At 71.9% G+C, this 26,044-nt stretch carries 19 protein-coding genes and 1 pseudogene; 6 read left to right on the plus strand and 14 right to left on the minus strand.

Features of this window, described 5'->3' with window-relative positions; translation table 11 throughout:
• Positions 1–81 precede the first annotated feature (81 nt).
• Genes ABZ565_RS25275 through ABZ565_RS25290 form a run of 4 tightly spaced genes read right to left on the minus strand, consistent with a single transcriptional unit; the run spans position 82 to position 3,180 of the window.
• Positions 82–1,053, minus strand: coding sequence for an ABC transporter substrate-binding protein (locus tag ABZ565_RS25275; protein ID WP_361031107.1), 972 nt, complete (start codon positions 1,051–1,053; stop codon positions 82–84).
• On the minus strand, positions 1,050–1,733 hold the full coding sequence (locus tag ABZ565_RS25280) for an ABC transporter permease (protein WP_361031110.1): 684 nt from the start codon (positions 1,731–1,733) through the stop codon (positions 1,050–1,052). The genes ABZ565_RS25275 and ABZ565_RS25280 overlap by 4 nt, the downstream gene beginning before the upstream one ends.
• Positions 1,730–2,407: an ABC transporter permease gene (locus ABZ565_RS25285; protein ID WP_361031112.1), complete on the minus strand. Its 678-nt coding sequence runs from the start codon at positions 2,405–2,407 to the stop codon at positions 1,730–1,732. Before ABZ565_RS25285 ends, ABZ565_RS25280 begins: the two co-directional genes overlap by 4 nt.
• Entirely contained in the window at positions 2,404–3,180 is a 777-nt protein-coding gene (locus tag ABZ565_RS25290; RefSeq protein WP_361031115.1) for an alpha/beta hydrolase, read from the minus strand. The genes ABZ565_RS25285 and ABZ565_RS25290 overlap by 4 nt, the downstream gene beginning before the upstream one ends.
• 112 nt (positions 3,181–3,292) lie before the next feature.
• On the opposite strand from ABZ565_RS25290, the gene ABZ565_RS25295 reads away from it, so the two are divergent.
• Together ABZ565_RS25295 and ABZ565_RS25300 are read left to right on the plus strand one after the other, a co-directional pair.
• Positions 3,293–5,422, plus strand: coding sequence for a SpoIIE family protein phosphatase (locus ABZ565_RS25295; RefSeq protein WP_361031118.1), 2,130 nt, complete (start codon positions 3,293–3,295; stop codon positions 5,420–5,422).
• A 243-nt stretch (positions 5,423–5,665) separates the two neighbouring features.
• Positions 5,666–6,958, plus strand: a complete 1,293-nt coding sequence (locus tag ABZ565_RS25300; RefSeq protein ID WP_361031121.1) for a phosphoribosyltransferase — start codon at positions 5,666–5,668, stop codon at positions 6,956–6,958.
• A gap of 12 nt (positions 6,959–6,970) precedes the next feature.
• Here ABZ565_RS25300 and ABZ565_RS25305 read toward each other — a convergent pair.
• A pseudogene (locus ABZ565_RS25305) lies at positions 6,971–7,413 on the minus strand (DUF2000 domain-containing protein).
• Positions 7,414–7,501: 88 nt separating this feature from the next.
• Between ABZ565_RS25305 and ABZ565_RS25310 the strand changes: the two are divergent.
• Positions 7,502–8,305, plus strand: coding sequence for an AraC family transcriptional regulator (locus ABZ565_RS25310; protein ID WP_361031124.1), 804 nt, complete (start codon positions 7,502–7,504; stop codon positions 8,303–8,305).
• A gap of 7 nt (positions 8,306–8,312) precedes the next feature.
• On the opposite strand, the gene ABZ565_RS25315 is transcribed toward ABZ565_RS25310, so the two are convergent.
• The 4 genes from ABZ565_RS25315 to ABZ565_RS25330 form a co-directional block, all read right to left on the minus strand.
• Positions 8,313–8,822 (minus strand): DUF664 domain-containing protein, encoded by a 510-nt coding sequence (locus ABZ565_RS25315; protein ID WP_361031307.1) that lies wholly within the window; start codon positions 8,820–8,822, stop codon positions 8,313–8,315.
• A 97-nt stretch (positions 8,823–8,919) separates the two neighbouring features.
• The gene (locus ABZ565_RS25320) at positions 8,920–11,097 is read right to left on the minus strand and encodes a discoidin domain-containing protein (RefSeq protein ID WP_361031127.1); all 2,178 of its coding nucleotides are present in this window, start codon (positions 11,095–11,097) and stop codon (positions 8,920–8,922) included.
• Positions 11,098–11,233: 136 nt separating this feature from the next.
• On the minus strand, positions 11,234–11,554 hold the full coding sequence (locus ABZ565_RS25325) for a YkvA family protein (protein ID WP_361031130.1): 321 nt from the start codon (positions 11,552–11,554) through the stop codon (positions 11,234–11,236).
• 13 nt (positions 11,555–11,567) lie between these two features.
• Complete coding sequence (locus tag ABZ565_RS25330) at positions 11,568–11,822, minus strand: WhiB family transcriptional regulator (protein ID WP_361031133.1); 255 nt, start codon at positions 11,820–11,822, stop codon at positions 11,568–11,570.
• Positions 11,823–12,041: 219 nt separating this feature from the next.
• Between ABZ565_RS25330 and ABZ565_RS25335 the strand changes: the two genes are divergently transcribed.
• On the plus strand, positions 12,042–14,099 hold the full coding sequence (locus tag ABZ565_RS25335) for a SpoIIE family protein phosphatase (protein WP_361031310.1): 2,058 nt from the start codon (positions 12,042–12,044) through the stop codon (positions 14,097–14,099).
• A 13-nt stretch (positions 14,100–14,112) separates the two neighbouring features.
• On the opposite strand, the gene ABZ565_RS25340 is transcribed toward ABZ565_RS25335, so the two are convergent.
• The gene (locus ABZ565_RS25340; protein ID WP_361031136.1) at positions 14,113–14,574 is read right to left on the minus strand and encodes a hypothetical protein; all 462 of its coding nucleotides are present in this window, start codon (positions 14,572–14,574) and stop codon (positions 14,113–14,115) included.
• A 129-nt stretch (positions 14,575–14,703) separates the two neighbouring features.
• Between ABZ565_RS25340 and ABZ565_RS25345 the strand changes: the two genes are divergently transcribed.
• Positions 14,704–15,606 carry a carbohydrate kinase family protein gene (locus tag ABZ565_RS25345; RefSeq protein ID WP_361031138.1) on the plus strand — a complete coding sequence of 301 codons (903 nt, stop codon included), beginning with the start codon at positions 14,704–14,706 and terminating at the stop codon, positions 15,604–15,606.
• A 56-nt stretch (positions 15,607–15,662) separates the two neighbouring features.
• Here the strand turns inward: ABZ565_RS25345 and ABZ565_RS25350 are convergent, their stop codons facing one another.
• Both ABZ565_RS25350 and ABZ565_RS25355 read right to left on the minus strand, forming a co-directional pair.
• Complete coding sequence (locus ABZ565_RS25350; protein WP_361031141.1) at positions 15,663–18,659, minus strand: carbohydrate binding domain-containing protein; 2,997 nt, start codon at positions 18,657–18,659, stop codon at positions 15,663–15,665.
• Positions 18,660–18,887: 228 nt separating this feature from the next.
• On the minus strand, positions 18,888–19,487 hold the full coding sequence (locus ABZ565_RS25355) for a TetR/AcrR family transcriptional regulator (RefSeq protein WP_361031144.1): 600 nt from the start codon (positions 19,485–19,487) through the stop codon (positions 18,888–18,890).
• Positions 19,488–19,647: 160 nt separating this feature from the next.
• On the opposite strand from ABZ565_RS25355, the gene ABZ565_RS25360 reads away from it, so the two are divergent.
• Positions 19,648–21,939: a glycoside hydrolase family 3 N-terminal domain-containing protein gene (locus ABZ565_RS25360; RefSeq protein WP_361031147.1), complete on the plus strand. Its 2,292-nt coding sequence runs from the start codon at positions 19,648–19,650 to the stop codon at positions 21,937–21,939.
• A gap of 27 nt (positions 21,940–21,966) precedes the next feature.
• On the opposite strand, the gene ABZ565_RS25365 is transcribed toward ABZ565_RS25360, so the two are convergent.
• Together ABZ565_RS25365 and ABZ565_RS25370 are read right to left on the minus strand one after the other, a co-directional pair.
• Complete coding sequence (locus ABZ565_RS25365; RefSeq protein ID WP_361031150.1) at positions 21,967–23,511, minus strand: MFS transporter; 1,545 nt, start codon at positions 23,509–23,511, stop codon at positions 21,967–21,969.
• 205 nt (positions 23,512–23,716) lie between these two features.
• Positions 23,717–26,032, minus strand: coding sequence for an arylsulfatase (locus ABZ565_RS25370; RefSeq protein ID WP_361031153.1), 2,316 nt, complete (start codon positions 26,030–26,032; stop codon positions 23,717–23,719).
• Positions 26,033–26,044 lie beyond the last annotated feature (12 nt).

The following is a 26,044-nucleotide window of genomic DNA, read 5'->3' on the forward strand; positions in this document are numbered from 1 at the left end:
GGCTTGGCCGATCCGGGTGTCGAAAGACTGACTGGCGCGGCGGCGCGGACTCATCGGTCGGCGCGGGACCGCTTCCCGGTCTCACCCCTTCTCGCCGGGGACGAGGTGTGCGGAGCGCAGGTAGGCGCGGGCCACGTCCTCGGGGAGCCGTCGCCAGCTGTCGGCCTGCTCATTGAGCCGGGCCAGGTCCGCGGTGGTCAGTACGGTGTTCAGCTTCCCCAGGGCCTTGCGCACCCCGGCGCCGCCGGCGCGCGAACGGTTGACGACGGGGACGAGGTAGTCGGCGTTCTGGAGGTGCTTGTCGTCGGCGAGGAGGACGAGCCCGAAGTCGTCCAGGGTGGCGTCGGTGGTGGTGGTCAGCACCATCTGGTCGCGGCCGCTCTGCACGGCCTGCTTGGCCTGGGTGGTGCCGACGCCCTTGGGGTCGACGACGGTGATGTCGATGCCGTACGTCTTCCTCAGCCCGGGCGCGCAGTATGGGCGCTGGACGCACTCGTCCCCGGCCGCGAGGCGTACGGGCAGTCCCGAGCGGCCGAGGTCGCTGAGCGTCCTGACGTGGTGCTCGCGGGCGTAGGCGGCGGTGACGGCGAACGCGTTCTGGTCGACGGCCCTCCCGGGGTCGAGGACCGTGAGCCCGCGTGGTGCGGCCAGGGCGCGCAGGGCCTTCATGGTGGCGGCGAGGTCCGGCGAGCCGACGGGGTCGGCGTCGGCGCCGTGTTCCTTGGCGACCAGCCAGTCGGCGAAGGTGGCCGCGTACTCGGGGACGACATCGATCTGGCCGTTCTCGAGGGCAGGTTCGTAGATCTCCCGGTTGGTGACGGAGATGATCTTGGTGGAGTATCCGGCGCTGCTCAGCAGCAGCGCGTACATCTGGGCGAGGAGGTCGCTCTCGGTGAAGCCGGCGGAGCCGATGGTCAGGTGCTTGCTGTCGCCGGGCGGGGCGGTGACCGCACCCTGGTTCTCCAGGGTCGGCCCGGTGGTGCAGGCGGTGGCCGCCAGCAGCAGGAGCGCGGCGAGCGGGCGGGCAGCCCTCGCGCGGGGTCCCGCTCTCACGCGGTCTCCCCCGTCCGCAGCCCGAACCGGCGCGGCGCGAACCGCTGGGCCGCCTCGAAGACCCCCTCGACGACCAGCGCGAACGCGGCGACCAGGACCGCTCCGGCGACCACCTGCGGGGTGGAGGCGAGGTTGAACCCGGCGGTGATGATGCGGCCGAGCCCTCCGCCGCCCGCGAGGGCCGCGATGGTGGCCGTGGCGACGAGCTGGACGGCCGCGATGCGCACCCCGGTGAGGATGAGGGGCAGGGCGAGCGGCACCTCGACCTGGAGGAGCAGTTGACGGCCCGTCATGCCCATGCCCCGAGCGGCCCGGACGACGTCCCGGTCGACCTCGCGCATGCCGACGTACGCGTTGGTGAGCAGCGGGGGCACGGCGAACAGGACGAGCGCCACGACGGTCGGGCCCTCGCCCCAGCGGCCGACCGGGGTGAGCAGGAGCAGCACCAGGACGGCGAAGGTCGGCACGGCGCGCCCGACGTTGGAGATGTTGACGGCGAGCGCGCCGCCCCGGCCGAGGTGGCCGAGGAGCAGGGCGACGGGCAGCGCGATGAGGCAGCTGATCAGCAGGCAGACGGCGGTGAGGTAGAGGTGCTGGCCGAGCCGGGCCCAGATGCCGTCCTGACCGTGCCAGTGCGCGGAGGTGGTGAGCCAGGACCAGGCGTCGGCCAGGGTGTTCACGAACGGCTCCTCGCCCACGGGGTGAGCAGGCGTTGCAGCAGCAGGAGGAGCAGGTCGGCGGCGACGGCGATGACGACGCACAGGACGGACGCGGTGAGCACCTGGGCCTTGAAGTAGGTGTTCATCCCGGCGTAGATGAGGTTGCCGAGCCCGCCGTAGCCGACGATCGCCCCGATGGTGACCAGGGAGACCGCGGAGACCGTGGCGATGCGCAGCCCGGCCATCGCGGCGGGCAGGGCGAGCGGGAGTTCCACGGCCACGAGCAGCCGTACGGGGCCGTAGCCCATACCGCGCGCCGCCTGCCGGGTCTCCTCGGGGACGGCGCGCAGCCCGGCGAGTACGTTGCGCACGAGCAGGGTCAGCGAGTAGAGGACGAGGCCCCCGACGACGAGCGAGGCGGAGAGCCCGTACACCGGCAGCAGAAGGGAGAACATGGCGAGCGACGGGATCGTGTAGAGGATCGTCGTCACCCCGAGGACGGGCCCGCCGGCCCAGTGCCAGCGCCGTGCGACGAGGGCGAGCGGCAGGGCGAGGGCGAGGGCGATGAGCACGGACACCGCAGTGAGCTGCAGGTGCTGGAGCGCCGCGTCCCAGAGGATGTGGCGGCGGCTGCTGAGGTAGGCGCCGCAGACCCACTCGTTGCGCGCGAGGCAGTCGTCGGGGGGCGCGGTCACCTGTCCATTGCAGCCCGCGCGGCCCGCGGGCGCGCGTCCGGGTCGTCCGATCGGGCCACCGCGCCGCCCCACGGTCGGACGGAGGCGGCCCTGTCGAGGATCGCCGCCAGTTCGTCGGGGCGGGAGAACATCGGCCAGTGGCCGGTATCCATGGTGACCAGCTCCCACCGCTCGCTGGTCAGCAGCCGGGCCACGTCCTCGCCCGGTTCGGGTCCGTCGAGGAGGCACTTGATGTACGTCGCCGACAGCTCGCCCAGCGGGCGGACAAGGACGGCCGGGTCGGCCAGGGCGGCGCCGGGGTGAGGTGTCGCGCCCTTCAGGAACCGCGCGATCTGCTCGTCGGTCAGCTCCTGGCCCGCGAATTCGGCGGCCTCCGGTAGGGCCCAGAGCCCGTCGTTCCCGTCGAGCTGCTCCTGGAGCGCGGCCGGCCCCTGCCACCAGGCGGAGACGAACGACTCGCCGTCGGCGGGGACGCAGGCGTCCACGAAGACGACCCGGGCCAGGCGGTCGCCCAGGCGCTCGGCGGCCTGGCCCACGGGGATGCCGGAGTAGCTGTGTCCGACCAGGACGACGTCGCGCAGGCCGAGGCGCTCCACCTCCTCGACGATGTCGGTCACATGGGTCTGCCGGCCGACCGGCCGCTCCCGTTTTCCGCCGAGCCCGGACAGGGTCACCGGGTGGGCGCCGTGCCCGGCCGCGCGCAGCCCCGGCACCACGTCGTCCCACGCCGACCCGTCCAGCCAGGCGCCTGCCACCAGTACGAAATCAGTCATGGGCGGACCCTAGCGGCGGGGTCCGACCATGCCCCTCCTGGACCGCCGGGAAGCGCGTCGTGGTCGCCGGTATCGCGGTGTCGCGCGCACAACCTGGGCGTATTGTCCGTTTATGGGCAATGTCGGACCCGCCGTGGACTCGGCGGAGGAACGTCTGGACGCGGCGGTGGCGTCTGCCGTGCGGGAGACCGGCGCCGCCGTGGCGATGCTCTACCTGCTGCCGCCCGGCGGATCGACGCTCCGGCTGACCGTGCTCGCGGGGATTCCGCCGGAGATCGCGGACCCCTGGCTCCGGGTGCCCCTGTCCGCGCCGATGCCGGTGTCGGACGCGGTGAAGGACCGGCATCTGGTGTGGCTGGGCAGCCAGGAGGAGCTGGCCAGGCGGTATCCGCGCCCGGCGCTCGTCCTGCCGTACCGGTTCGCGCTGGCCGCCGCGCCCCTCGCCGACGGGACCGGGGTGCACGGCGGACTCGTACTGCTGTGGCCGGGCTCCCACGAGGCACAGCTGACGCCGCAGGAGCGGGACGCGGTCGAGCGCTGCTGCCGCGACGCCTCACGGGTGCTCCACGAGGCGCGGGAGGGGGGCCTTCCGGTGGACGCGGACACGGGGCCGCGGGTGCTGCCCCCGGACAGCGCTCCGCCGCCCGCCCACACCCAGGCGGTCGCCGCGGCGGACTTCGTGGGCCGGCTGCCGGGCGGCTGCTGCACCCTCGACCTGCACGGGAGGATCACCTTTCTCACGGAGACCGGTGCCGACCTGGTCGGGGGGCGCGTGGAGGACCTGGTGGGGACGCTGCCGTGGGAGTCGCTGCGCTGGATGGCCGATCCGCTGTTCGAGGACCAGTACCGGGGCGCGATCATCAGCCGGGAGCCGATGTCCTTCGTCGCCCTGCGGCCTCCGGACCAGTGGCTGCGCTTCCGCCTCTACCCCGACGCGTCCGGCATCAGCGTGTACATCACACCGGTCACCGGCCCGCACGCCTCGGCGCTCCCCACCGCCACGGGCGCCGCCGCCTCGCCGAGCGCCCCGGGACGCGCCGTCGCCCTCTACCACCTGATGCACCTGGCCGCGACGCTCACCGAGGCCGTGGGCATCCAGGACGTGGTCGAGCTGATCGCCGAGCAACTGGTGCCCGCCTTCCGCATCCAGGCGCTCGCCGTGCTGACCGTGGCGGAGGGGCGGCTGCACCTCGAGGGGCACCGGGGCTTCAGCGACGAGCTGATGGAGTGCTTCGAGGGCGCGCCCCTGACGTCCGGCGCCCCCGTCGCGCAGGTGCTGAGCACCGGCGTGCCTGCCTTCTACCGGACCTTTGACGAATTCCGGCGCGCCTTCCGGCCCGCGTCGCTCCAGGAAGGTCTGGCCGCGTGGGCCTTCCTGCCGCTGTTCGCCTCCGGGCGCCCGGTCGGCACACTGGTGTTCGGTTACGACCGCACGCGCGCCTTCGAGCCGGAGGAACGGGCCCTTCTCACCTCGATCGCCGGGCTCATCGCCCAGGCCCTGGACCGGGCCCGCCTGTACGACACCAAGGAGCAGCTGGCCCACAGCCTCCAGGCCCACCTGCTCCCCCACACCCTGCCCCGGATCGGCGGACTCGACGTGGCCGCCCGCTATCTGCCCGCCACCCGAGGCATGGGCATCGGCGGCGATTTCTACGACGTCATCCCGCTCGACGCCACCACGGCGGCCGCGGCCATCGGCGACGTGCAGGGCCACAACGTGACGGCCGCCGCGCTGATGGGGCAGGTACGCACCGCGGTGCACGCCTCGGCCGGCGCGCCGCCGGCCGAGGTCCTGGCGCGCACCAACCGGCTGCTCGCCGATCTCGACGCCGACCTGTTCACCAGCTGCCTCTACGTCCATCTGGACCTGGCGGGCCACCGCGCCCTGCTGGCCACGGCGGGCCACCCGCCACCGCTGCTGCGCCACCCCGGCGGGGACACGGAGGTGCTGCGGCTGCCGCCCGGCCTGCTGCTCGGCATCGACCGGGACGCCCGCTATCCCACGACCGAGATCCCGCTGCCGCCGGGTGCCGCGCTCGCGCTGTACACGGACGGGCTGGTGGAGGTGCCGGGCACCGATCTCGACCGGTCGACAGCCGCGCTCGCCGACCGGTTCGGCCTGCACACCGGCCGCTCGATGGAGGCCGTCGCCGACAGCCTCGTCCGGTACGCGAGGGACGTCACACCGGGCAGCGACGACATCGCGCTGCTCCTCATCGAGGCGCTGCGCGAGGACGACTGAGGCACGGCCGCTTCGGCCCACCGATTCCCGGCCGCTGGGAACGAGCGGGCCGCCGCACGAGTCCCTGGTGCACGGGTGCTCCGGCACGCCCGGTTTTCCAGCGCCATCCACGTACCGGAACCCCATGCCATTCCGCCGATTTGCGCAGGCCCGGCGAGCGCGGTTGATTGGAATGAGGTACGTACGTCGCCCGGTGAGAGATGGGTGACCGGTGTGCGTGGTCCTCGATGTGGGGTGAGTCCCGTGCTGTTCGCCGACCGGGCCGACGCGGGCCGGCGGCTCGCCGAAGCCCTCCGTCCCCTCGCGCAGAGCCATCCCGTCGTGCTGGGCCTCCCCCGCGGCGGTGTGCCGGTGGCCTTCCGTGTCGCGCAGGATCTCGGCGCCCCGCTGGACGTCGTCGTGGTCCGCAAACTGGGCGTCCCACGCCACCCGGAACTGGGCTTCGGTGCCATCGGGGAGGGCGGGGTCCGGGTCATCAGCGACGACATCGTGCGCCGGGCCGGCGTGTCGGACTCCGACATCGCAGCCGTGCAGGAGGCGGAGGAGGCCGAACTGCGCCGCCGGGCCCGGGAGTTCCGGGGCGACCGGCCGCGCGTCCCCCTCGACGGGCGCACCGTGGTCCTCGTGGACGACGGGATCGCCACCGGCGCGACCGCGCTCGCCGCCTGCGCGGTGGCCCGGGCCCAGGGCGCCGCGCAGGTGGTGCTGGCCGTGCCGGTCGCGCCGCCGTCCGCCGCGGCCCGGCTGCGGGAGGAGGCGGACGAACTGGTCTGCCTGTCGTCGCCGGCCGGGTTCTCGGCGGTGGGCGAGTGGTACCGGGACTTCGGCCAGACGCCGGACGAGGAGGTGGTCGCCCTGCTGGCCCGGGCCGCGCGGCAGAGCGGGCCCCGGCTGACCAGCGACGTCCTGGTGGAGGCCGGCGGGGTCGACCTGCCCGGCACCCTCACCCCGGCCGGTGGCTCGGGGGCGCTCGTGGTGTTCGCCCACGGCTCCGGGAGCAGCCGGCACAGCCCGCGCAACCGGTCGGTCGCGGCGGCGCTGAACCGGGCCGGCCTCGGCACGCTGCTGTTCGACCTGCTCACCGCGGACGAGGAGGCGGAAGGCGGCCATGTCTTCGACATCTCGGCCCTCGCCGGCCGCCTGGTGGACGCGGCGGCCTGGGTTCGGGGCCGTGCGCCCGGGCCCCTCGGCGTGTTCGGTGCCAGCACCGGCGCGGCCGCCGCGCTTCAGGCGGCGGCCGTCGTGGGCGCGGACCGGGACACGGGCATCGGGGCGGTCGTGTCGCGGGGCGGCCGGCCGGATCTGGCGGGCGCCCGCCTGGGCGAGGTCCGCTCCCCCACCCTGCTGCTCGTGGGGAGCCGGGACACCGAGGTGCTGGACCTGAACCGCCGGGCGCAGGCGGAACTGCGCTGCGAGAGCCGGCTCGACGTCGTCCCGGGCGCGACGCACCTGTTCGAGGAGCCGGGCACGCTGGACGAGGTCGCCGAGCGGGCGCGCGCGTGGTTCCTGAGCCATCTGTCCGGCACGGACACCTGACCGCACCCCCGATCAGCGGTGCATCGACGCCCCCTTGAGGATCTTGTCCACCGCGTTGCGGGGGCCGTGCACCGCGATCCCCACCAGGTCCAGTGAGTCCCGGTGCACCGCGCGCAGGGCGGCGCGGTGTTGTCGCGGTCGTTGCCGGTCGCGAAGAGGTCCGAGGTGAACACGGACAGCGCCACGCCCCGGCCGACCGCCCGGGTGTGGGCGGTTGTCAGCGTCTCCTTCGTCCCCTCGAAGACCAGCACCGGCTGGCGGAACATCGGCAGGTACGGGGTGTCGTCCGCGTCGGTGCAGGGCTCGCCGATCAGTTCCGGGGCGACCGTGCCGAGTCCGCTGACCAGGAAGGCGGTGACGTTCAGCCGCTGCCAGGTCTCCAGGTCGTCCCTGAGCAGCACGGCGATCTTGGTGTCGAAGCGGACGGGGGCGGGGGCGGTGGTCTCAGCTGTCATGCCCCGAGCCTGCCGGGCCGGGCGGGGCCCGGTCTTGTACGAACTTTGCACGTCGGGGCGCGACGACGGCCCGGCGTACGATCGGCGTATGGCCGCAGCACGTCCCGAGATCACCGCGTGGTCGCCGCCCGTGGAGGGGATCGCCGAGGTCTTCCACGCGCATTTCACCGACCACGCCTACCCCATGCACACGCACGACGCCTGGACGCTGCTGGTCGTGGACGAGGGCATGGTGCGCTACGACCTGGACCACCACGAGCACGGCGTGCTCACCCACACGGTCACGCTGCTGCCGCCGCACGTCCCGCACAACGGTGCGGCGGCCACCCCCGGGGGCTTCCGCAAACGCGTGCTGTACCTGGACACCGGCCAGGTGGACGAACGGCTGATCGGCCGGGCGGTGGACCGGCCGGTGCTGCACGACCCGGCGCTGCGCAGCCGTATCGACAGCCTCCACCGCACGCTCGCGGACCCGGGTGACGAACTGGAGGCGGCGAGCCGGCTCGCCCTGGTCGCGGAACGGCTCGTACAGCATCTGGGCGACCGGGTCGGCTCCGCCCCGTACGTCCACGACGGCAGGCTCGCGCACCGGCTGCGCGAGCTGCTCGACGCGAGCTACGTCGAGGGGATCACGCTCCGGGAGGCCGGTGCGCGGCTGCACGCCCATCATGCCCATCTGGTACGGGCGTTCAGCCGGGAGTTCGGGATGGCGCCGCACCAGTACGTCACGGGCCGGCGGGTCGACCTGGCGCGCCGGCTGCTGCTGCGCGGGGTCCCGGCGTCGGCGGTCGCCGCGTCGGCGGGTTTCTACGACCAGTCGCACCTGCCCCGCCACTTCAAGCGGCTCGTGGGTACGGGCCCGGGGCACTACGCCCGTACGCGCGGGGTCTGAACACCTGCTAGCGGCGCTCCAGCACCCCCCGGACGAACGCCGCCTGGGCGGCGTGCTGAAGGTCGTCCGACAGGACGCTGACCAGCCGCACCCCCAGGGTGACGGGCGGGTCCCACGCCTCGTCCACGACGCGGCCCAGCGCGTGGCCGTCCAGGCTCCGGATGTAGCCGAGCGTGTTCTCGTGGACGGCGTCGTAGTAGCCCAGGAGCAGATCGGCCGAGCCCACCCGGACGGCCGCGACCTCCTCGCTGCTCTGCCCGTAGCCGGTGGCGTCGGTGGGGAGGGGAAGGTCGAAGCGTCCGGCCCAGTCCTGGGCGGTCCAGAGCTGTTCGGTGCCGGCCGCGTCCGCGATGTGGTCGTCCTGGACGCGGGTCAGGTGCCACACGAGCCAGGCGATCGAGTTGGCGTCGTCGTCGAGCCGGGCGTGGAGGTCGTCGGGGCCCAGGCCCTCGACTGCCGCGTGCACGGTCTCCTGGATGCGGCTGTAGCCATCGGTCAGGATGTCGGTGACGTTCATGCGTTCCACCATGGCCGTTCCCCTTCGCCCGCGCGGCCACCGACACGCACCGGGGCGGGCGTCGGCGGGGACGTACCCGTCGGCGCCCGCCCGGTCCTCAGCTGTAGATGCCGAACTCCCAGAGGGAGTAGCCCCACGCCGTGCCCCGCTGGGTGAGGTTGAGCTTCACGTATCGGGCGGTCTGCGCGATGTCGAGGTCGTCGGCGTCACCGTTCCCGGTGGTCGTGGTGTACACCGACCGCCAGGAGTTGCCGTCGTCCGAGACCAGCACCTCGTAGGACTTGGCGTACGCCGGGTCCCACACCAGCTGGAGGTGGCGGAACGACTTCCGCTCGCCCAGGTCGACCTGGATGGACTGCGGGTCGCTCCAGTCGCTGGCCCACCGGGTGTCCAGCCGTCCGTCGGTCGCCATCGCCGCGGTGCAGGGGCAGCCGCTGCTGCCGGCCTGGGCGGAGGTGGCGGTGGCGGGGCGGCCGAGCGCGATGTTGGTGCCGCTGACCGGGGGCACCACGACCTTCACCGACTTGGTCTCGATGCCGGCGTTGCCGTGCCCGTCCTCCGCCTGGATGTACACCTTCCACACCCCGAGCCGCCCGGGCGCGGTCACCGCGAAGGTGCCGTTGCCGGTGGACCGCCAGGTGGCCTCCACCAGGGCCTTGTCACCCGTCGCGTAGTTGCCGCTCAGGTAGATCTTGTACGTGACCGGGTCGTTGTCCGGGTCGCGGATGTCGGCCCGCACGGTGAACTCCTTGCCCGCGGGGGCGCCACCGGCGTTCTGCACCGTCATGTTGCTGATGACGGGCGGGGTGTTGTCACCGGCGGTGGAGCCGCTGTACGCCTTCTTCAGCGCGTAGTACGAGAGGCGCTTCTTGCCGTCCGGCACCACGTTGAACCAGACGCCGCCGAAGTCGTGCTCGGTCCCGTAGTGGAAGAAGGTGGCGCCCAGCGCGACACCCTGGTGGGCGGTGACGCAGTTCCACGCCTTGGTGTAGCCCTCGGCCTTCTGTACGTCGGTGGGCTCGTCCGGGATGCCGTTGGCGTCGTCCGGCACCTCCCACTCACCGGCCGGGCCGCCCTCCGTGATGATGTAGGGCTTGGTGTAGCCGCCGGCCTCCCAGGCGGTGCGGACCCCGCAGATGTCTCCGTAGGAGTTCATCGAGTACAGGTCCAGGTCGGGCGCGTTGCGCTTGTAGTAGGGCCAGGCTCCGGTCCAGGCGTCGGTGGACGTCACCGGGTGGTCCGGGTCGATGGTGTGGATCTTCTTCGCGACGTCGTTGACGAAGCTGGTGTACGCGTTGCGCTGCTTCTCCAGCTCGTCACCGCTGTAGCAGTTCTGCAGCCCGAGGACCGACTCGTTGCCGACGTTCCACATGAGCACGCCGGGGTGGCTCTTGTACGTCTCGACCCACTTGGCGAACTCGGTGAGCGACGAGGACTTGTAGGCGTCGTCGGTGAGGTAGTTGACGCAGCCGCCGCTGCCGGGGCCGCCGCCGGGCTGCAGCCAGAAGCCGCTGACCACGCGGATGCCGTTGGCCGCCGCCGCGTCGAGCAGCGGCTTGGAGGTGCCGTCGGTGCCCCAGGTCCGGATGGTGTTGACGCCCATGGACTTCAGGTCGGGCATGTAGCGCGCCGCGTCGTTGACGGACGGGCCCCAGGTCAGGCCCTTCACCGTGTACGGCTTGCCGCCGACGGTGAGCTGCCACTTGCCCTGCGAACCGGTGACGCGGACGGCTCCGTCGGTGCCGGGGTCCGGGTTGGTGGAGCCGGTGGTGCCGTACACCTGGAACTCCCACAGGGAGTAGCCGTAGCCGCCGGCGCGGGCGGTGCCGTGCATCCTGACGTAGCGGCCGGAACCGCTGACCGCGAGGTCGTCGGTGCCGCCGTCGCCGTTGGTGACGGTCTTCAGGGTGCGCCAGTCGGAGCCGTTGTCGGACGCCTGGATCTCGTACGCCTTGCCGAAGGCGGACTCCCAGGTCAGGACGACCCGGCTGAGGTCGGCGGCGGCGCCCAGGTCCACCTGGAGCCACTGGGGGTCGCTCCACTCGCTGGCCCAGCGGGTGCCGGTAAGATTGCCGTCCACAGCGGCCGAGGCCGCGTAGCCGGCGCCCTCCGACGAGGACGCGGTGGCGGTCTTCCCCTGCGACAGCAGGGATTCCGCGGCCCGGGCGCCGGGCGCGGCCAGCATGACCAGCGACGAGGCGACGAGGGCGAGAAGGGTGATCAGCAGTATGCCCGCGCGGGGTCTCGCGGGCAGGGCTGAACCGGCTCTGTGCACATTCTCTCCTGGCGGAAGAGTGCGGGACGGGGATCCCGCGGCGGGTTGGGAGAGCGCTCTCCCAGGAGAGTGACGTGTACTCGTCCAGCTGTCAACGATGAGGACGCGCCGGGTTCACCGGAATGTGCGCGAGGGGCTACCGGACGAGGTCGGACTCGGTCTCCGCGAGCCGCTCCGGCCGCCCGCCGACCCCCGCGGCCCGCGCCGCGGCGTGCAGCGAGCGCAGGGCCAGCAGGAGGAATCCGATGTCATCGAGGTAGACCGGGTCCGGCAGCAGGTCGACCGGCGACACGGTGTACAGCACCGCCGCCCAGACCAGCGCCTTGTTGTGCAGCGGGACACCGGCATCGGCCAGCAGCTTCCTGGCCTTCAGGACGCGCACCAGGAGGACGCCGGCGGCGGCCAGCATGAGCAGCGCGAGCGCCGCGGCGACGATGATCCAAGCCTTGGTGTCCATGCTTCATCCTGCCCTATCCGGAGCGGTGCGTCCGGTGGCGGGTGCGACGCTTCAGGGCGCGCCGCTCGTTCTCCCCGAGACCACCCCACACCCCGGCGTCCTGGTTGTTCTCCAAGGCCCACCGCAAACATTCCTGCTGTACGGGGCAGTGTCGGCACACCGCCTTGGCCTCCTCGACCTGCACGAGCGCCGGGCCGGTGCTTCCGATGGGGAAGAACAGGTCCGGGTCCTCGTCGCGGCAGGCCGCGTGCGTGCGCCAGTTATCCATGGACTCTCACTCCTGACGGTCGTGTGCGTCGCGTTTGCCTCGGTACGCTGCGGGTGACCGGCATTTCGCCCCCGAAACCCCGGTGGCCCTTCCTTCGCGTCCTCTTCACGTCCCTCGGAGCTGCGGGGGCGGCGGCTCAGGGGCGATCATGGGAGACGGCGGGCCTGCGTCGGGCACGGTGACGGCTGGGAAGGATCGTCCGTGGGCGGCACTGATGACATGCGGATCGGCTGGGGCGAGGCTCGCCGGGCGGGCGCGCGCCGGTCGTCCGAGAGCGGTCTGCTCGACGTCCTCGGGGTCGCCGCGCTCGTCCTGGACACCCAGGGCCGCATCGTTCTGTGGAGCCCCCAGGCCGAACGGCTGCTGGGGTATTCCCCCGAAGAGGCGCTGGGCGAGTTCGCCGCCCGGGTGCTGGTCGACGAGGAGCACTTCGAGCTGGTGGTGCGCCTCTTCGGTGAGGTGATGGACAGCGGCGAGGCGTGGGCAGGGGTCTTCCCCGTACGGCACAAGGACGGAACCATCCGGCTGCTGGAATTCCGGAACATGCGGTTGCAGGACGACCGGGGCGACTTCTACGCGCTCGGGCTGGCGGCCGACGGGGATGTGCTGCGCCGGGTGGAGCGGGATCTCGCGCTGTCGGTGGGCCTGGTCGACCAGTCGCCGATCGGCCTCGCGGTGCTGGGCCCCGATCTGCGCTTCCTGTCCGCGAACGCCGCGCTGGAACGGATGGACGGCGTGAGGGCCGCCGAGCATCCGGGGCGGCCGATGCGCGAGGCGCTGTCGTTCCTGGGCCCGGACGGTCTGGAGGCGGCGGCGCGGGAGGTCCTGGACAGCGGTGTGCCGCAGGTGTCGCGCCAGGTGGTGGGCCGCTCCCCCGCCGCCCCGGACAGCGACCGCGCCTGGTCGGTGTCGCTGTACCGGCTGGACGACTCCGCGGGGCGGGTGCTGGGCATCGCAGCGTCGCTGATCGATGTCACCGACCGGTACCGCGCGGCGGCCGAGGCGGAGCGGGCCCGGCAGCACCTCGCGCTGATCGCGGACGCCTCGGTGCGCATCGGCACCACGCTCGACCTGGAGCAGACGGCCCGGGAGCTGGCCGAGGTCACCGTGCCGCAGCTCGCCGACGTCGCCGCGGTGGACGTGCTGGACAGCGTCCTGAAGGGGCGCCCCGGGTCGACCGACGGCCCGCTCCTCATCCAGGCCCTGGCCGTCGTCGCCGCCCGGCCGACGCCCGTGGTGGAGGCGGCCGACCCGCCGGGCCGGGCCGCCCGCTACGGCGCCGACCGCCTCGTCACGCAATGTGTGCGGACGGCGCGGCCGGTGCGGGAGCCGTTTCTCGACGCGGAGAAGCTGGCGCGGGTGGCCCGCGACGAGCGGTCGGCCGCCCTGCTGGCCGAGGCGGGCGCGCACTCGTATCTGGCGGTGCCGCTGATCGCGCGCGGCGAGGTGCTGGGGGCGATCGACCTGATCCGGACGGACAACCCGCTGCCGTTCACGGCGGAGGACGAGGCGCTGGCCGCCGAGCTGGCGGCCCGGGCCGCGGTCGGCATCGACAACGCCCGGCTCTACCGCCAGCAGCGGGAGACCGCGCTGACGCTTCAGCGCAGCATGCTGCCGCGCAACCACCACGACCCGGCGGGCCTCGACGTGGTGTCCCGCTACCGTCCGGCTGCCTCACGGTACGAGGTCGGCGGGGACTGGTTCGACGTGATCGGGCTGCGCGACGGCGGGACCGCCCTGGTGGTGGGCGATGTGATGGGCAGCGGGATCAACGCGGCCACCACGATGGGGCGGCTGCGCACCGCCACCCAGACCCTGTCCCGGCTCTCCCTGGAGCCCGCCGAGGTGCTGGGGCACCTGGACGAGATCACCGCCGGTCTCGACCCGTGGTTCGCGACCTGTGTCTACGCCGTGTACGACCCGGGCGCCGGGCGGTGCCGGGTGTCCACGGCCGGGCATCTGCCGCCGGTGCTGATCCCGGCGGGCGGTGAGCCGGTGCTGCTGGACCTCCCGGCCGGGGCGCCGCTGGGAGTGGGCGGGGTGCCGTTCAGCGACGTCACGGTCCCGCTCGGCCCGGGCGACCGGCTGGTCATGTACACCGACGGCCTGGTGGAGACCCGGGACGACGACATCGACAGCCGCCTGGCGACATTGCTGGGGCTGCTCCGTACCCCGGACGCGTCGCTCGACGCGACGTGCGACCGGCTGCTGCGCGAGCTGCGGGACCCGGACGGCCACGACGACGTGGCGCTGCTGATGGCCCGGGTCCACGCGTGACGGCGGCGTGGGATCAGCGCGCGCACCTGCGCCGGGTGCGGCACGTCGCGGTGGCGCGGACGCGGTTGCCGCCTGCGCCGAGGAAGCCCAGGCCGATGCCCAGCATCCAGGAGTCCTTGGCGAGCGCGATCCCGTCCTGCGTCGGCCGCAGGCTGCCGGGCTCCCGCATGCCGGGGGTCCGCAGATAGAGGCCGAAGAGTCCGCCGGAGAAGCCGGTGAGGAGCAGCCCGGCGAGCCGGGTCGGCACGAAGGGCGCCAGCAGGGTGGCGCCGACCGCGATCTCGGAGCAGGCGAGCAACCGGGTGAACCGGGCGGGCTCCAGCTTGCCGAGGAACGGGTAGGCGTTGCTGGCCATGCCGTGCAGCCCCTGGGCGGTCCCCTCGTCGGCCTTGAGCTTGCCGAGGCCGGAGTTGAGGATGAAGGCGCCGGTGGCGAGGCGCGGCGGGATATCGCGCGGTTCGGGCAACAGCATCATGGCGTGAGCCTCCATGGAACAGGTCGGTCGGCCCCCGGTCGAGCCTAGCCAGCAGGTGTCACGGGCGCGCGTCGAGCGGCCGGACCGGTGGGCGATACTGAGCGCGGCGGGTACGCGAGAGGGGGCTCAGTGGTTCAACAGCCAACGGAATACGACATCGTGGTGGTCGGCGGCAGCGGGGTGGACACGATCGTCCGCGTCGACGCCCTGCCGGTCCCCCTGGCCGACTCGGTGATGGTCGGCCCGATCCAGGAGTGGCCCGGTCAGACCGGTGGGAACGTGGCGCTCGGCGCCCGTGCGCTGGGGCTCGACGTGGTGTTCCTCGACTGCGTCGGTGACGACTGGACCGGGGCGCAGGTGCGCGAGCGACTGGCCGAGGGGGACGTGGAGTTCCACGCGGTGATCTCCCCGGCGGGGACCCGGCGTGCGGTGAACCTGGTGGACGCGACGGGCCGGCGGATGTCGTTCTACGACGCCCGGGATCCGGAGGACCTGCGGATGCCGCGGGAGTTCTATCTGCCCCGGCTGCGGCGGGCCCGCCATGTCCATCTGTCGATCATCAACTTCACCCGGTTCCTCTATGACGACATCGAGGCGCTGGGGGTGCCGGTCTCCGCGGATCTGCACGACTGGGACGGACGCAGCGACCACCAGCGGGAGTTCGCCCTCCGGTCCGATCTGGTCTTCTTCAGCGCGGCGGCGACCGGGGAGCGCGCGCCCGAGCTGATGCGGGAGATCCTGCGGGAGGGCCGGGCCACGACGGTGGTGGCCACGGCGGGCGCGGAGGGCTCCTACCTCCTCACCCGCGACGGCGGCGACGAACCGGTGCACGTTCCGGCGGTCGCGCCGCCGGCGCCCGTGGTCGACAGCAACGGAGCGGGCGACGCGTTCGTCACCGGCTTCCTGTACGGCAGGCTGGACGGGCGTGATCCGTCGGAGTGCGCCCGGCTGGGGGCGGTGGCGGGCGCCTTCGCGTGTACGGCTCCGGGCTCGACGGCCATGATCGGCCGGGCGGAGCTGCTGGGCGCGTAACGAGGCCCGCGTGCGACGCGCAGGTGCCCCGGGGCCGGGGCACCTGCGCGTACGGGTCACTTCAGGTAGGGGCCCGCGGTGCCGATCTTTCCGGGGCCGTTCAGCACGTACACGCGCATGTTGCCCTTGCCCGGGGCGTCGACGGTGAGCTTTCCGTCGGTGACGACCCGGGTGTCGCCGGTGACGGCGTCCTTGTAGGTGCCGTTGGGGATGCCCGTGTAGGAGGCGCTGCCGGTGACGGTGACCAGGGCGAAGCTGTCGGTCGATCCGCTGGTGTAGCGGCGCTTGTACGCCATCTGGCCGCTGATGCCCTCGGTGGAGTACTGGCCCATCTGGAGGGCGGGCACGGCCCGGCGGATCAGGTTGAGCCGCTGGAGGTGCTTGACCAGGGGCTTGGCGAGGGTGTTGGCGACCTCTCCGGAGGCGGAGTCGACCTGCGAGAACTGGGAGGCGGTGACGTTGCCCGCGAGGTGGTCGCCGTAGTAGGCGCGGCCGGTGGTGGCCAGGGGGCAGGTGGGGCCGCAGTCGATCTTCTTGCCGGCCTGGAACTCGATCTCCGATCCGTAGTAGAGGGTCGGGATGCCGCGGAACGTCCACATCAGTGACATGTTCTCGGCCCAGGCGTCGGTGCCTCCCGCGTAGCGTTCGCTGCTCTTGTTGGGCCCGTAGTCGTGGCTGTCGACGTAGACGACGTTGTAGGTGGCGTCGTTGGTGGAGTCGTCGGAGTCCTTGCCGTTGTTGAACGCGTTGGTGGCGTCACCGAAGTTCATGTGCATGCGCATGTCGATGATGTTCATGCCGGAGAACCGGCTGTGGTCCGGGGTGTGGTAGCTGTTGCCGGCCAGGAACGCGTTGGTGGAGGTCGGCTGGTTGCCGGTGCCGAGCTTCTCCTCGTAGTCGTACATCTCCAGGGCGGCCTTGCCGTCGTCGGGGTCGTACTCCTTGCGTTCCTTCCAGGTGAAGAACTGCGCCGAGTGGTTGACCGAGCCGCGGTTCCACTTGTCGTTGACGAACGCGCCGACCTCGCCGAAGACGAGGAAGTTCTTCGCGGCCTCGGCGCCGAAACGCTGGGTGACCCGCTCCTGGATCGCGGGCAGGAAGCGGCGGTTCCAGGTGGTGCGCGGGATGTGCACCGCGGTGTCGATGCGGAAGCCGTCCACGCCCATGTCGATGTACTTGTCGTAGGCGCCGATCAGGTAGTTCTGCACCGGTGCGGACTCGGTGTTGAAGTCGGCCAGGTCCTCGTGCAGCCAGCAGGAGCGGGAGTCCTCGCCCTCCCAGTTGCCGAGCCAGCAGGTGTGGTAGTAGTCCTTCGGGAACATCCCGGACGTGGGGTTGGGCCACTGGCAGTTGTAGATGGTGTAGCCCTCGGCGGACTTGCCGCCGGTCGGCTTGCCCCAGTTGAGGCAGGTGTTGCCGGCGGGTTCGGCCGTGGACCACATGTCGCCGTTGTAGTAGGACTTGCCGCTCTTGGGTTCGACGGTGAGCCCGTCGTACTCGAAGCCCTCGTTCTTCTCGTCGTAGTACCAGCTCCACTGCGTGTCACGGACGCCGTAGACGGTCGGCGTGAACAGGCCCTTGGCGCCCCAGCGCGAGGAGTGGTTGTAGACGACGTCCTGGTAGATCTTGATGCCCTTGGCGTGGGCGGCGTTGATGAGGTCCTGATAGGAGGCTCCGGCGGACTCCAGGCGGGGGTCGACCTTGTAGAAGTCGTAGCCGTGATAGCCGTGGTAGTCGTAGTCGGACCGGTTCAGCACGACCGGCGTGATCCAGATGGCGGAGAAGCCGAGGCCCTTGATGTAGTCCAGCTTGTTGACCAGGCCCTTGAAGTCCCCCCGGAACATGGGGTCGTTGTTGGCCGCGTTGCCGGACTTGACGTGCTGGCTGCCGCCCCGGTTGTTGCTCGCGTCGCCGTCGTTGAAGCGGGCGGTGAGGACGAAGTAGATCGGGTCCTTGCGGGGGTCGGTGCCGAGGGGGGTGCCCTGGGCAGCCGCAGGCGGTTTGTCGCCCGTGGTCGCCTTGGCGGGCGCGGAGGCGGCGGAGGTGTTGCCCGCCGCGTCGACCGCCTTCACGGTGTAGGTGTAGGCGGTGTGCTCCTCCAGACCGGATTCGGAGAGCACGGTGGAGGTCACATCGGTGACGACGCTGCCCTTCGAGCCGCCCGTGCGGGTGACTTGATAACGCGTCACTTCGGTGTTGTCGGTGGAGGGCTCCCAGCTCAGGACGACCGCGACACCGTCGGCCTTCGCCGTGACCGCGGAGGGTACGGTGGGCGCCTCGGTGTCGGCGGGTTCGGCGGCGCACGGGTCCGCGGCGTCCTTGACGACCGCGTGGTCCTTCACGGTGCTGAGGCCGGCCGGGATCGTGTAGTCGCCGCCGTTGTTGTTGTCCCAGACGCCGTTGCCGTTGTTGAACGCGGCCGTCAGCGAGGTCGCGGTACCGAGGTCGACCGTCTTCTTCACCCAGCCGGTGCAGGCCGGTTCCATGCCGATGCCGGGCACGGCGGTCCACGCACCGCCCGCGGGCCGGTAGTGGAGGTTGGTGGTCGTCCAGCCGACGGTGGCGGTGGAGTAGTACACCGAGGCGGTGTGCGCCTCCTCGGTCGGCGTGGGGCTCGGGTCGGGGTCACCGCTGCCGGCGCACGGGTCGCTGTGGGCGACGACCCCGTCCTTGACGGTGATGTTCCCGCTGCCCAGGTCGTAGTTCTTGCCGCCGTTGTTGTCCCAGACGCCCGAGCCGTTGTTGAAGGTGGCCTGGATGCCCTCGGCGCCGGAGAGCGGGACGGTCTTCTTGACCCAGTCGGCGCAGGCAGTCTCCATGGCCACCCCGGGCACGGTGGTCCACGCACCGCCGTCGGGGGCGTAATGCAGGTTGTAGGCGGCCCAGTTCTTCGTCTTGGTGTAGTAGAAGACGGTGGTCGTCGCGTCGGAGGCCGCGACGGGCTGTGCGTCGAGGCCGGTGTCCGGCAGTGCGGTGAGCAGGCCGCACACCGCGGCGGCGGCAGCGGCGGACGCCAGGGTGCGTCTCAGCAGCCGGTGGGCGTTGCGTTTCATGGTGTCTCCCGGGAAGGGCCACGGCGGTGGCGAAGCCGCGGCGTCCGATGCGCGGGATGTGGGGCCCGCGCAGTCCCGCCGGAGACCCTGACGCGCCTCAAGGTCCGAGCGAGCTTGTAAATCAAGCCGGAATGTTGCTGCAATCTCTTGCAGCAGGGAAGTTACCGGCACATGACAAGCCCGTAAAGAGGTGCGGGGCCACCGTTCGGCGGCGCCTGCCGCGTCCGCTCAGAACGGCACCGTCAACTGCGCCTGCACATGCGCGGACAGCACCCCGGCCATGTCGGTCGCCCCGTCACTGAGCAGCCATTGGATCTGCAGTCCGTCCATCAGCGCGATGAGCTGCTGCGCCGCCTCCCGCGGGTCGATGTCCTCGCGCAGCACGCCCTTCTCGCGCGCCTCGGTGTACGAGACGGCCGTGGACCGCACCGAGCGCAGGTACCGCTCCACGAAGTAGGCGTGGGCCGGGTGGTCGGCTGCGGTGGCCTCGGCGGACAGCACGCAGAACAGCTCGACGATGCCGCGCCGCTCCGCGTTGAGCGCCGCCAGTCCGGCCAGGCGGCGCAGCCGGTCGACGCCGGTGGGGCGGCCCGCCTCCAGCCACTGGCCGTCCACGGCGTCGCGGTGTTCCAGGACGGCGAGCAGCAGGGATTCCTTGGTCGGGAAGTGGTGCAGCAGCCCGGGATGCGAGATGCCGCAGCGGGTGGCGATCACCCGCAGCGAGGCGCCCCGGTAGCCGGCCTCACCGAACATGGCCATGGCCTGGTCGAGGATTTCCCCGCGTTTGGCCCGGCCCTTCGCGTATCCACGCCGCTCATCGCCGGTCACTCGCCACGCTCCCCGGTCGTCTCGGCATGCACCGCTGCGTATGTTCGCATGCTACTTACTTACCACTAGGTCGGTATTCGGCGTACGGTGGTCCCCGGAGCGCACAGCCTCCGCACTACCGCCCGATGAGAACGTCGCCGACGTCGTGAAAGGAACTCCCGTGGGCTCCTCCCTGCCCTATCTCGACCCCCGCCTGTCCATTCCGGAGCGCGTCTCCGACCTGCTGGGCCGGATGACGCTGCCCGAGAAGGTCGGCCAGATGCTCCAGCTGAACGGCAAGGACGGGGTGCGGCAGCACATCGAGGACATGCACGCGGGCTCCATCCTGCACGCCTCGCCCGAACGCGTCCTGGAGGCCGCCGAGCTGACTCGCCGGACCCGGCTGGGCATCCCGCTCCTGGTCGCCGAGGACTGCATCCACGGGCACTCGTTCTGGGAGGGCGCCACGATCTTCCCGACGCAGCTGGGGATGGCCGCGAGCTGGGACCCCGGGCTGCTGGAGCGCGTGGCCCGGGCGACCGCCGTCGAGGTGGCCGCGACCGGCGTGCACTGGACGTTCTCGCCGGTGCTGTGCATCACCCGGGACCTGCGCTGGGGCCGGGTCAGCGAGACGTTCGGCGAGGACCCGTTCCTCATCGGCGAACTGGCGTCGGCGATGGTGCGCGGCTACCAGGGCGAGGGGCTGGACGACCCGACGGCGATCCTGGCGTGCGCCAAGCACTTCGCGGGCTACTCCGAGACCCAGGGCGGCCGGGACGCGAGCGAGGCCGACATCTCGCGCCGCAAGCTGCGCTCCTGGTTCCTGCCGCCGTTCGAGCGGGTCGCCAAGGAGGGCTGCCGTACGTTCATGCTGGGCTACCAGTCGATGGACGGCGTCCCCGTCACCGTCAACAACTGGCTGCTCAACGAGGTGCTGCGCGGCGAGTGGGGCTACACCGGCACGCTGGTGACCGACTGGGACAACGTCGGGCGCATGGTGTGGGAGCAGAAGGTGTACGCCGACCACACCCAGGCGGCGGCCGCCGCGGTCCGGGCGGGCAACGACATGGTGATGACCACGCCCGACTTCTTCGAGGGCGCGCAGCGGGCCGTGGCGGCCGGGCAGCTCGCCGAGGCGGACATCGACGCGGCGGTCGCGCGCATCCTCACGCTCAAGTTCGAGCTGGGCCTCTTCGAGAACCCGCGCCACCCGGACCGGGACCGGCAGCAGGCGGTCATCGGCAGCGCCGGGCACGCCGAGCTGAACCTGGAGGCGGCCCGCCGCTCGCTGGTGCTGCTGGCCAACGACGGCACCCTCCCCCTGGACGGCGGCTTCGCGGCCGGGGCGGACGGACGGGCGGTCGCGGACACCGGGGCGGCTCCGCGTACCGTCGCCGTGATCGGCCCCAACGCCGATGACGCGCAGACCCAGCTCGGGGACTGGGCGGGCTCCTCCGGCCAGGCGGACTGGCTTCCGGACGGCCATCCGCGCGCCATGATCCGTACCGTCCTCGACGGCTTCCGGGAGCATGTGCCCGCCGGCTGGACCGTCACCCACGCGCGCGGCGCCGACATCCTGACGGTGGGCCCGGACCCGGACGGGGCCTTCTTCCCGGACGGGCAGCCGCGCCCCGAGATCGTCGTCCCCTGCGAGCCGTCCGGTGATCTGATCGCGGAGGCGGTCGCCGCGGCCGAGGCCGCCGACCATGTCGTCGCCGTGGTGGGCGACCGCATCGAGCTGATCGGCGAGGGGCGCTCGACCGCGACCCTGGAGCTGATCGGCGGCCAGATCGCGCTGCTGGACGCGCTCGCCGCGACGGGCACGCCGTTCACCGTGGTCGTCATCGCCTCGAAGCCGCTGGTGCTGCCGCCCTCCGCGTACCGCGCGTCGGCGATCGTGTACGCCTTCAACCCGGGCATGCAGGGCGGCCGTGCCGTGGCCGAGCTGGTTCTCGGCCTGGTGGAGCCGTCGGGGCGGCTGCCCGTGTCCTTCGCGCGCCACGCCGGGCAGCAGCCCACGTACTACAACCAGCTGCGCGGCCAGCACGGTTCGCGGTACGCGGATCTGACCCAGCGGCCCGCGTTCGCCTTCGGCGAGGGCCTGAGCTACACCACCGTCGCCTACGCGGACCTGGAGGTGCTGACCGACGTCCTGGGCGCGGGCGACACGCTGCGGGCCCGCGTCACCGTGAGTAACACCGGCGGGCGTCCGGCGCTGGAGACCGTGCAGGCGTACGTGAGTGACCTGGTGACGTCCGTGACGTGGGCGGAGAAGGAGCTGAAGACCTACCGGCAGATCCGGCTGGCTCCGGGCGAGTCGCGCGAGGTGACGATCGAGCTGCCGGTCGCCGCGTGCGCACTGGTGGACGCGGAGGGCCTGCGGGTCGTGGAGCCGGGTGCCTTCGAACTGCTCGTCGGTCCGTCGTCGCGCGACGAGGACCTGCTGCGGGCGGACTTCACCGTCAAGGGCTGACGGTTGCTGGAGCGGCCGGCCCGGTGCTCAGGGGCCCGGCCGGCCGCTTCCGCGCAGCCGTTCCAGGTCCGAGGGGCGGACCTGGATGACGAACAGGGCGATCAGCGCGGCGGCGACGGCGAAGGCCGCTGCGGCCAGGAACGCGGTGGAGACGCCCGATGCCAGGACCTGTTCACCCCAGGGGCCGGGGAGTTGGCCGGTCCTGCGGAACTGGGCGAGCTGCCCCGGTGTCGCCTCGGCCATGAACCTGGGCACCTGGTCGGTCGCCTCGTTGCGGCTCGCCGTACCGAAGACGGTGACCAGGATGGACAGGCCGAGCGATCCGCCCACCTGCTGCGTGGTGTTGAGGATTCCGGAGGCGGCGCCCGACTCGTGCGGCTCGACGCCGGACAGGGCCATCAGCGTCAGCGAGACGAACTGCAGGCCCATGCCGAGCCCGAACACCAGGATCGGGCCCAGCAGACTGCCCAGGTACGAGCTGTGGACGTCGGTCTGCGTGAGCCAGCCGAGCCCGGCCGCCGCGAGGACCGCGCCCGTCACCATGAAGGGCTTCGGTCCGAACCGCGGCAGCAGCTTCGAGGTGAACCCGGCGCCGATCGCGATGATGACGCTGACCGGCAGGAAGGCGAGGCCCGTGCGCAGCGGGCTGAAGCCCAGGATGTTCTGCACGAACAGGGTCAGGAAGAAGAACATCCCGAACATCGCCGCCGCGAGGCTCAGCATCATCCCGTAGGTTCCGGCGCGATTGCGGTCGCGGAACATCCACAGCGGGGTGATCGGCTGCCGGGACCGGTTCTCGATCGCGATGAACAGCCCGAGCAGCACGACGGCCGCCGCGAACGCGACCAGGGTCAGGGTGTCGCTCCAGCCCTCCTCGGAGGCGCGGATGAAGCCGTAGACGAGGCACACCATGCCCAGCGTCGCGGTGAGGGCGCCAAGGACGTCGAAGTGACCCGGGTGGCGCTCGGACTCCTGGATGTAGCGGCGGGCCGCCAGGACGATCAGCGCGCCGATCGGCACGTTGACGAAGAAGATCCACCGCCAGTCGAGCCACTCCACCAGCACGCCGCCCGCGAGCAGTCCGATGGCGCTGCCACCCGCGGACACAGCCGCGAACACGCCGAAGGCCCTGTTGCGTGCGGGGCCTTCGTGGAAGGTGGTCGTGATCAGGGCGAGGGCGGTCGGGGATGCGATCGCGCCGCCGACCCCCTGGAGGGAGCGGGCGGCCAGCAGTTGCCAGGATTCCTGCGCGAGTCCGCCGAGCAGGGAGGCGATGACGAAGAGGGCGACGCCGGCCATGAAGACGCGGCGCCGCCCGAGGATGTCGCCGATCCGGCCGCCGAGGAGGAGCAGGCCGCCGAAGGTGAGGGTGTAGGCGTTGATCACCCAGGACAGGTTCTCGGTGGAGAATCCGAGGGATGTCTGGATGTGGGGCAGGGCGATGTTCACGATGGTGATGTCGAGGACCACCATCAGTTGGCACGAGCAGATGACCAGCAGGGCTATGGTGCCGCCGCGGTCCCTCCGGGGGGTTGCGGTGGCTTGCGTGGGTGTCGCGTGGGAGCCGGTCATTGGTTCGTTGCCGCTGGTGCGGTGGGGTGAACGTGGTCGTTCACCCCACCGACGTTAGACCTGGGCGGGGTGGGTCGCGAATCGATCTCTGGGGGGCGCGCGCCTGCGGCGGGCCCGTCCCCTACCCGCCCCTTCCCGAAACGGGGCGCCACCCCGGACCCCGCGCCTCGAACACCGGCGGGGCTGGATTCGTACGGCTTGTGGCCTACTCGAACGCCGCTGCCGCCTCCTTCAGTGCCTGGGCCACCGCCTCCGGGGAGTCCGGGCCCGGGTCGCCCGGGTTGTAGGTCACCGAGCGCAGGCGGCCCTGGAAGGGGAAGGAGCGGTGGCGTTCGAAGAGGGGCCAGGAGATGGGGGACTTGCGGTCCACACCGATGCTGATGCCCTGGAAGGGGGCCATCCCGATGAGCTGGTGGACGCTGGGCGGGGTGGCGCGGGTCTGCCCGTCGGCGTCGATCCGGAAGCTCCAGCGCAGGCCGCGCTCGGCGGTGGCCACGAGGCGGACCGTGTGCTCGCCCGGTGTGAGCCGGCCCGCGTCCGTCTCGTGGAGGACGCCGTATTCGTTGTACGCGAAGTGCAGGCGGCCTTCCTCCACGTACAGGCTGTAGCCGCCGCCCTGGTCGCCGTGCGAGACGAGGACGCCCTCGCCCGTGTCCTCGATCGCGACGGTGACCTCGAAGGAGCGCAGGGAGACCAGCCGGGAGGAGCGGTAGCGCTCCAGTTCGGGGGTGCCGGGCAGCAGGGTGAGGGGGCGTGACAGTCGGCGTTCGGCGGGGTTGCGGCGGGCCAGGGCGCCGCTGCCGTCGGGGAGGGGGAAGACGCCGTTGCGCCAGGCGGCCTTCTCCCAGGCCGCCGAGAGTTCCTTGACCTGACCGGGGTGTTCGGCGGCCAGATCATGGATCTCGGTCGGATCGGTCCTGATGTCGTACAGCGCCCACTCGGAGTCGTCGTAGGGGGCGCCGGGGCGGTGCAGGGTGACGAGTTTGCGGCCGTCGCGGTAGTAGCTGCGGTTGCCGGTCATCTCGCAGTACTGCTCGGGGTGGGTGGAGGGGTGTTCAGGGTCGGCGAGCACCGGGGCGAAGGTGACGCCGTCCGGTTCCTGGAGCGGGACCCCGCGCCGGCGCTCCGGCCGTTCCAGGCCGGCGAGTTCGAGGAGGGTCGGGGCGATGTCGGTGACGTACTGGTACTGCGGGCGCGTGCCCGGGGTGAGTCGGCCGTCGCGGGCGCCCCTCGGCCAGGACAGGACGAAGGGGACGCGCACCCCGCCCGCGTACGTGTGGCCCTTGTAGAGCCGGAACGGGGTGTTGGAGGCCATGCCCCAGCCTCGCGGGTAGTGCACGAGGCTGCGCGGGCCGCCGATCAGCTCGGGGTCCCGGTCGACGTCGGGGGTCCAGTCCTCGGGCAGGGCGGGGTGGTGGACGAAGCGGCTGAAGTAGGAGCGGGTGCCCTCGGCGCCGCCCTCGCCGGTGCCTCCGTTGTCGGAGGTGAAGACGATGATGGTGTTGTCGAGCTCGCCGAGCGCTTCTAGGGTGGCGGTGAGCCGGCCGAGGTTCTGGTCGATGTTGTCGACCAGTGCCGCGTACACCTCCATGTAGCGGGCGTAGAGGCGCTGTTGCTCCTCGGTGAGGCTGTCCCAGGCGGGCACGTCCTGCCCGGCCTCGCTGTTGCGTGCGGGGAGTTCGGTGCCGGGCGGGAAGAGGCCGTCGGCGATCTGGGCGGCGAAGCGGGTCTCGCGCAGCGCGTCCCAGCCCTCGTCGTAGCGGCCCCGGTGGCGGGCGATGTCCTCCTCCTTGGCCTGGAGGGGGCCGTGGACGGCGTTGTGCGCGAGGTAGAGGAAGAAGGGTTTGTCCGGGTCGTGGGCGCGCAGCGACTTCACCATGGAGATGGCCTGGTCGGTGATGTCGTCCGTGTAGTAGTAGTCGTCGGGGAACTCGTCGATGTCCAGCGGGCTGTTGTCGCGGACGAGTTGGTGCGGGTGGAACAGGCTGGTGAGCCCTTCCAGGACGCCGTAGTACTGGTCGAACCCCTTGCGCAGCGGCCAGTTGTCGCGGTCGTCGGCGGCATTGGACGCGGAGTCGCGGACCAGGTGCCATTTGCCGACGGCGTACGTGGCGTAGCCCGAGTCGTGGAGGAGCTCGGCGAGGGTGGGGATGTCGTCGGCGATCTCCATGCCGTAACCGGGGAAGCCGGGATCGGAGTTGGCGACCATGGCGTAGCCGACGCGGTGCGGGTTGAGGCCGGTGAGCAGGGCGGCGCGGGCCGGGGAGCACAGCGGCATGGTGTGGTAGTTGCTGAGCCGTACGCCGTCCTCGGCGAGGGTGTCGAGGACGGGGGTGGGGATCTCGGAGCCGAAGGGGCCGATGTCGCTGTAGCCCATGTCGTCCACGAGCACGACGACGATGTTCGGGGCCTTCTCCCCCGGCGTGCGGGGAGCGGGCCAGGCCGGCTCGGACGCGGCGAAGGTGCGGCCGATGTGGCCGGGGAAGCCGTCGTAGGGGTCGCGGCGGGTGCTGGTGGTCATCGGCTGGGGACT

Source organism: Streptomyces sp. NPDC016469 (assembly GCF_040632905.1).
Taxonomy (GTDB): domain Bacteria; phylum Actinomycetota; class Actinomycetes; order Streptomycetales; family Streptomycetaceae; genus Streptomyces.

What these genes read in the sequence shown, in the direction of transcription:
- ABZ565_RS25325 (WP_361031130.1), bottom strand. Translation starts at nt 11,554, where the DNA reads ATGGACACCAAGGCTTGGATCATCGTCGCCGCGGCGCTCGCGCTGCTC.
- ABZ565_RS25310 (WP_361031124.1), top strand. Translation starts at nt 7,502, where the DNA reads ATGGCCGCAGCACGTCCCGAGATCACCGCGTGGTCGCCGCCCGTGGAG.
- ABZ565_RS25335 (WP_361031310.1), top strand. Translation starts at nt 12,042, where the DNA reads ATGCGGATCGGCTGGGGCGAGGCTCGCCGGGCGGGCGCGCGCCGGTCG.
- ABZ565_RS25340 (WP_361031136.1), bottom strand. Translation starts at nt 14,574, where the DNA reads ATGATGCTGTTGCCCGAACCGCGCGATATCCCGCCGCGCCTCGCCACC.
- ABZ565_RS25350 (WP_361031141.1), bottom strand. Translation starts at nt 18,659, where the DNA reads ATGAAACGCAACGCCCACCGGCTGCTGAGACGCACCCTGGCGTCCGCC.
- ABZ565_RS25290 (WP_361031115.1), bottom strand. Translation starts at nt 3,180, where the DNA reads ATGACTGATTTCGTACTGGTGGCAGGCGCCTGGCTGGACGGGTCGGCG.
- ABZ565_RS25295 (WP_361031118.1), top strand. Translation starts at nt 3,293, where the DNA reads ATGGGCAATGTCGGACCCGCCGTGGACTCGGCGGAGGAACGTCTGGAC.
- ABZ565_RS25330 (WP_361031133.1), bottom strand. Translation starts at nt 11,822, where the DNA reads ATGGATAACTGGCGCACGCACGCGGCCTGCCGCGACGAGGACCCGGAC.
- ABZ565_RS25370 (WP_361031153.1), bottom strand. Translation starts at nt 26,032, where the DNA reads ATGACCACCAGCACCCGCCGCGACCCCTACGACGGCTTCCCCGGCCAC.
- ABZ565_RS25315 (WP_361031307.1), bottom strand. Translation starts at nt 8,822, where the DNA reads ATGAACGTCACCGACATCCTGACCGATGGCTACAGCCGCATCCAGGAG.
- ABZ565_RS25365 (WP_361031150.1), bottom strand. Translation starts at nt 23,511, where the DNA reads ATGACCGGCTCCCACGCGACACCCACGCAAGCCACCGCAACCCCCCGG.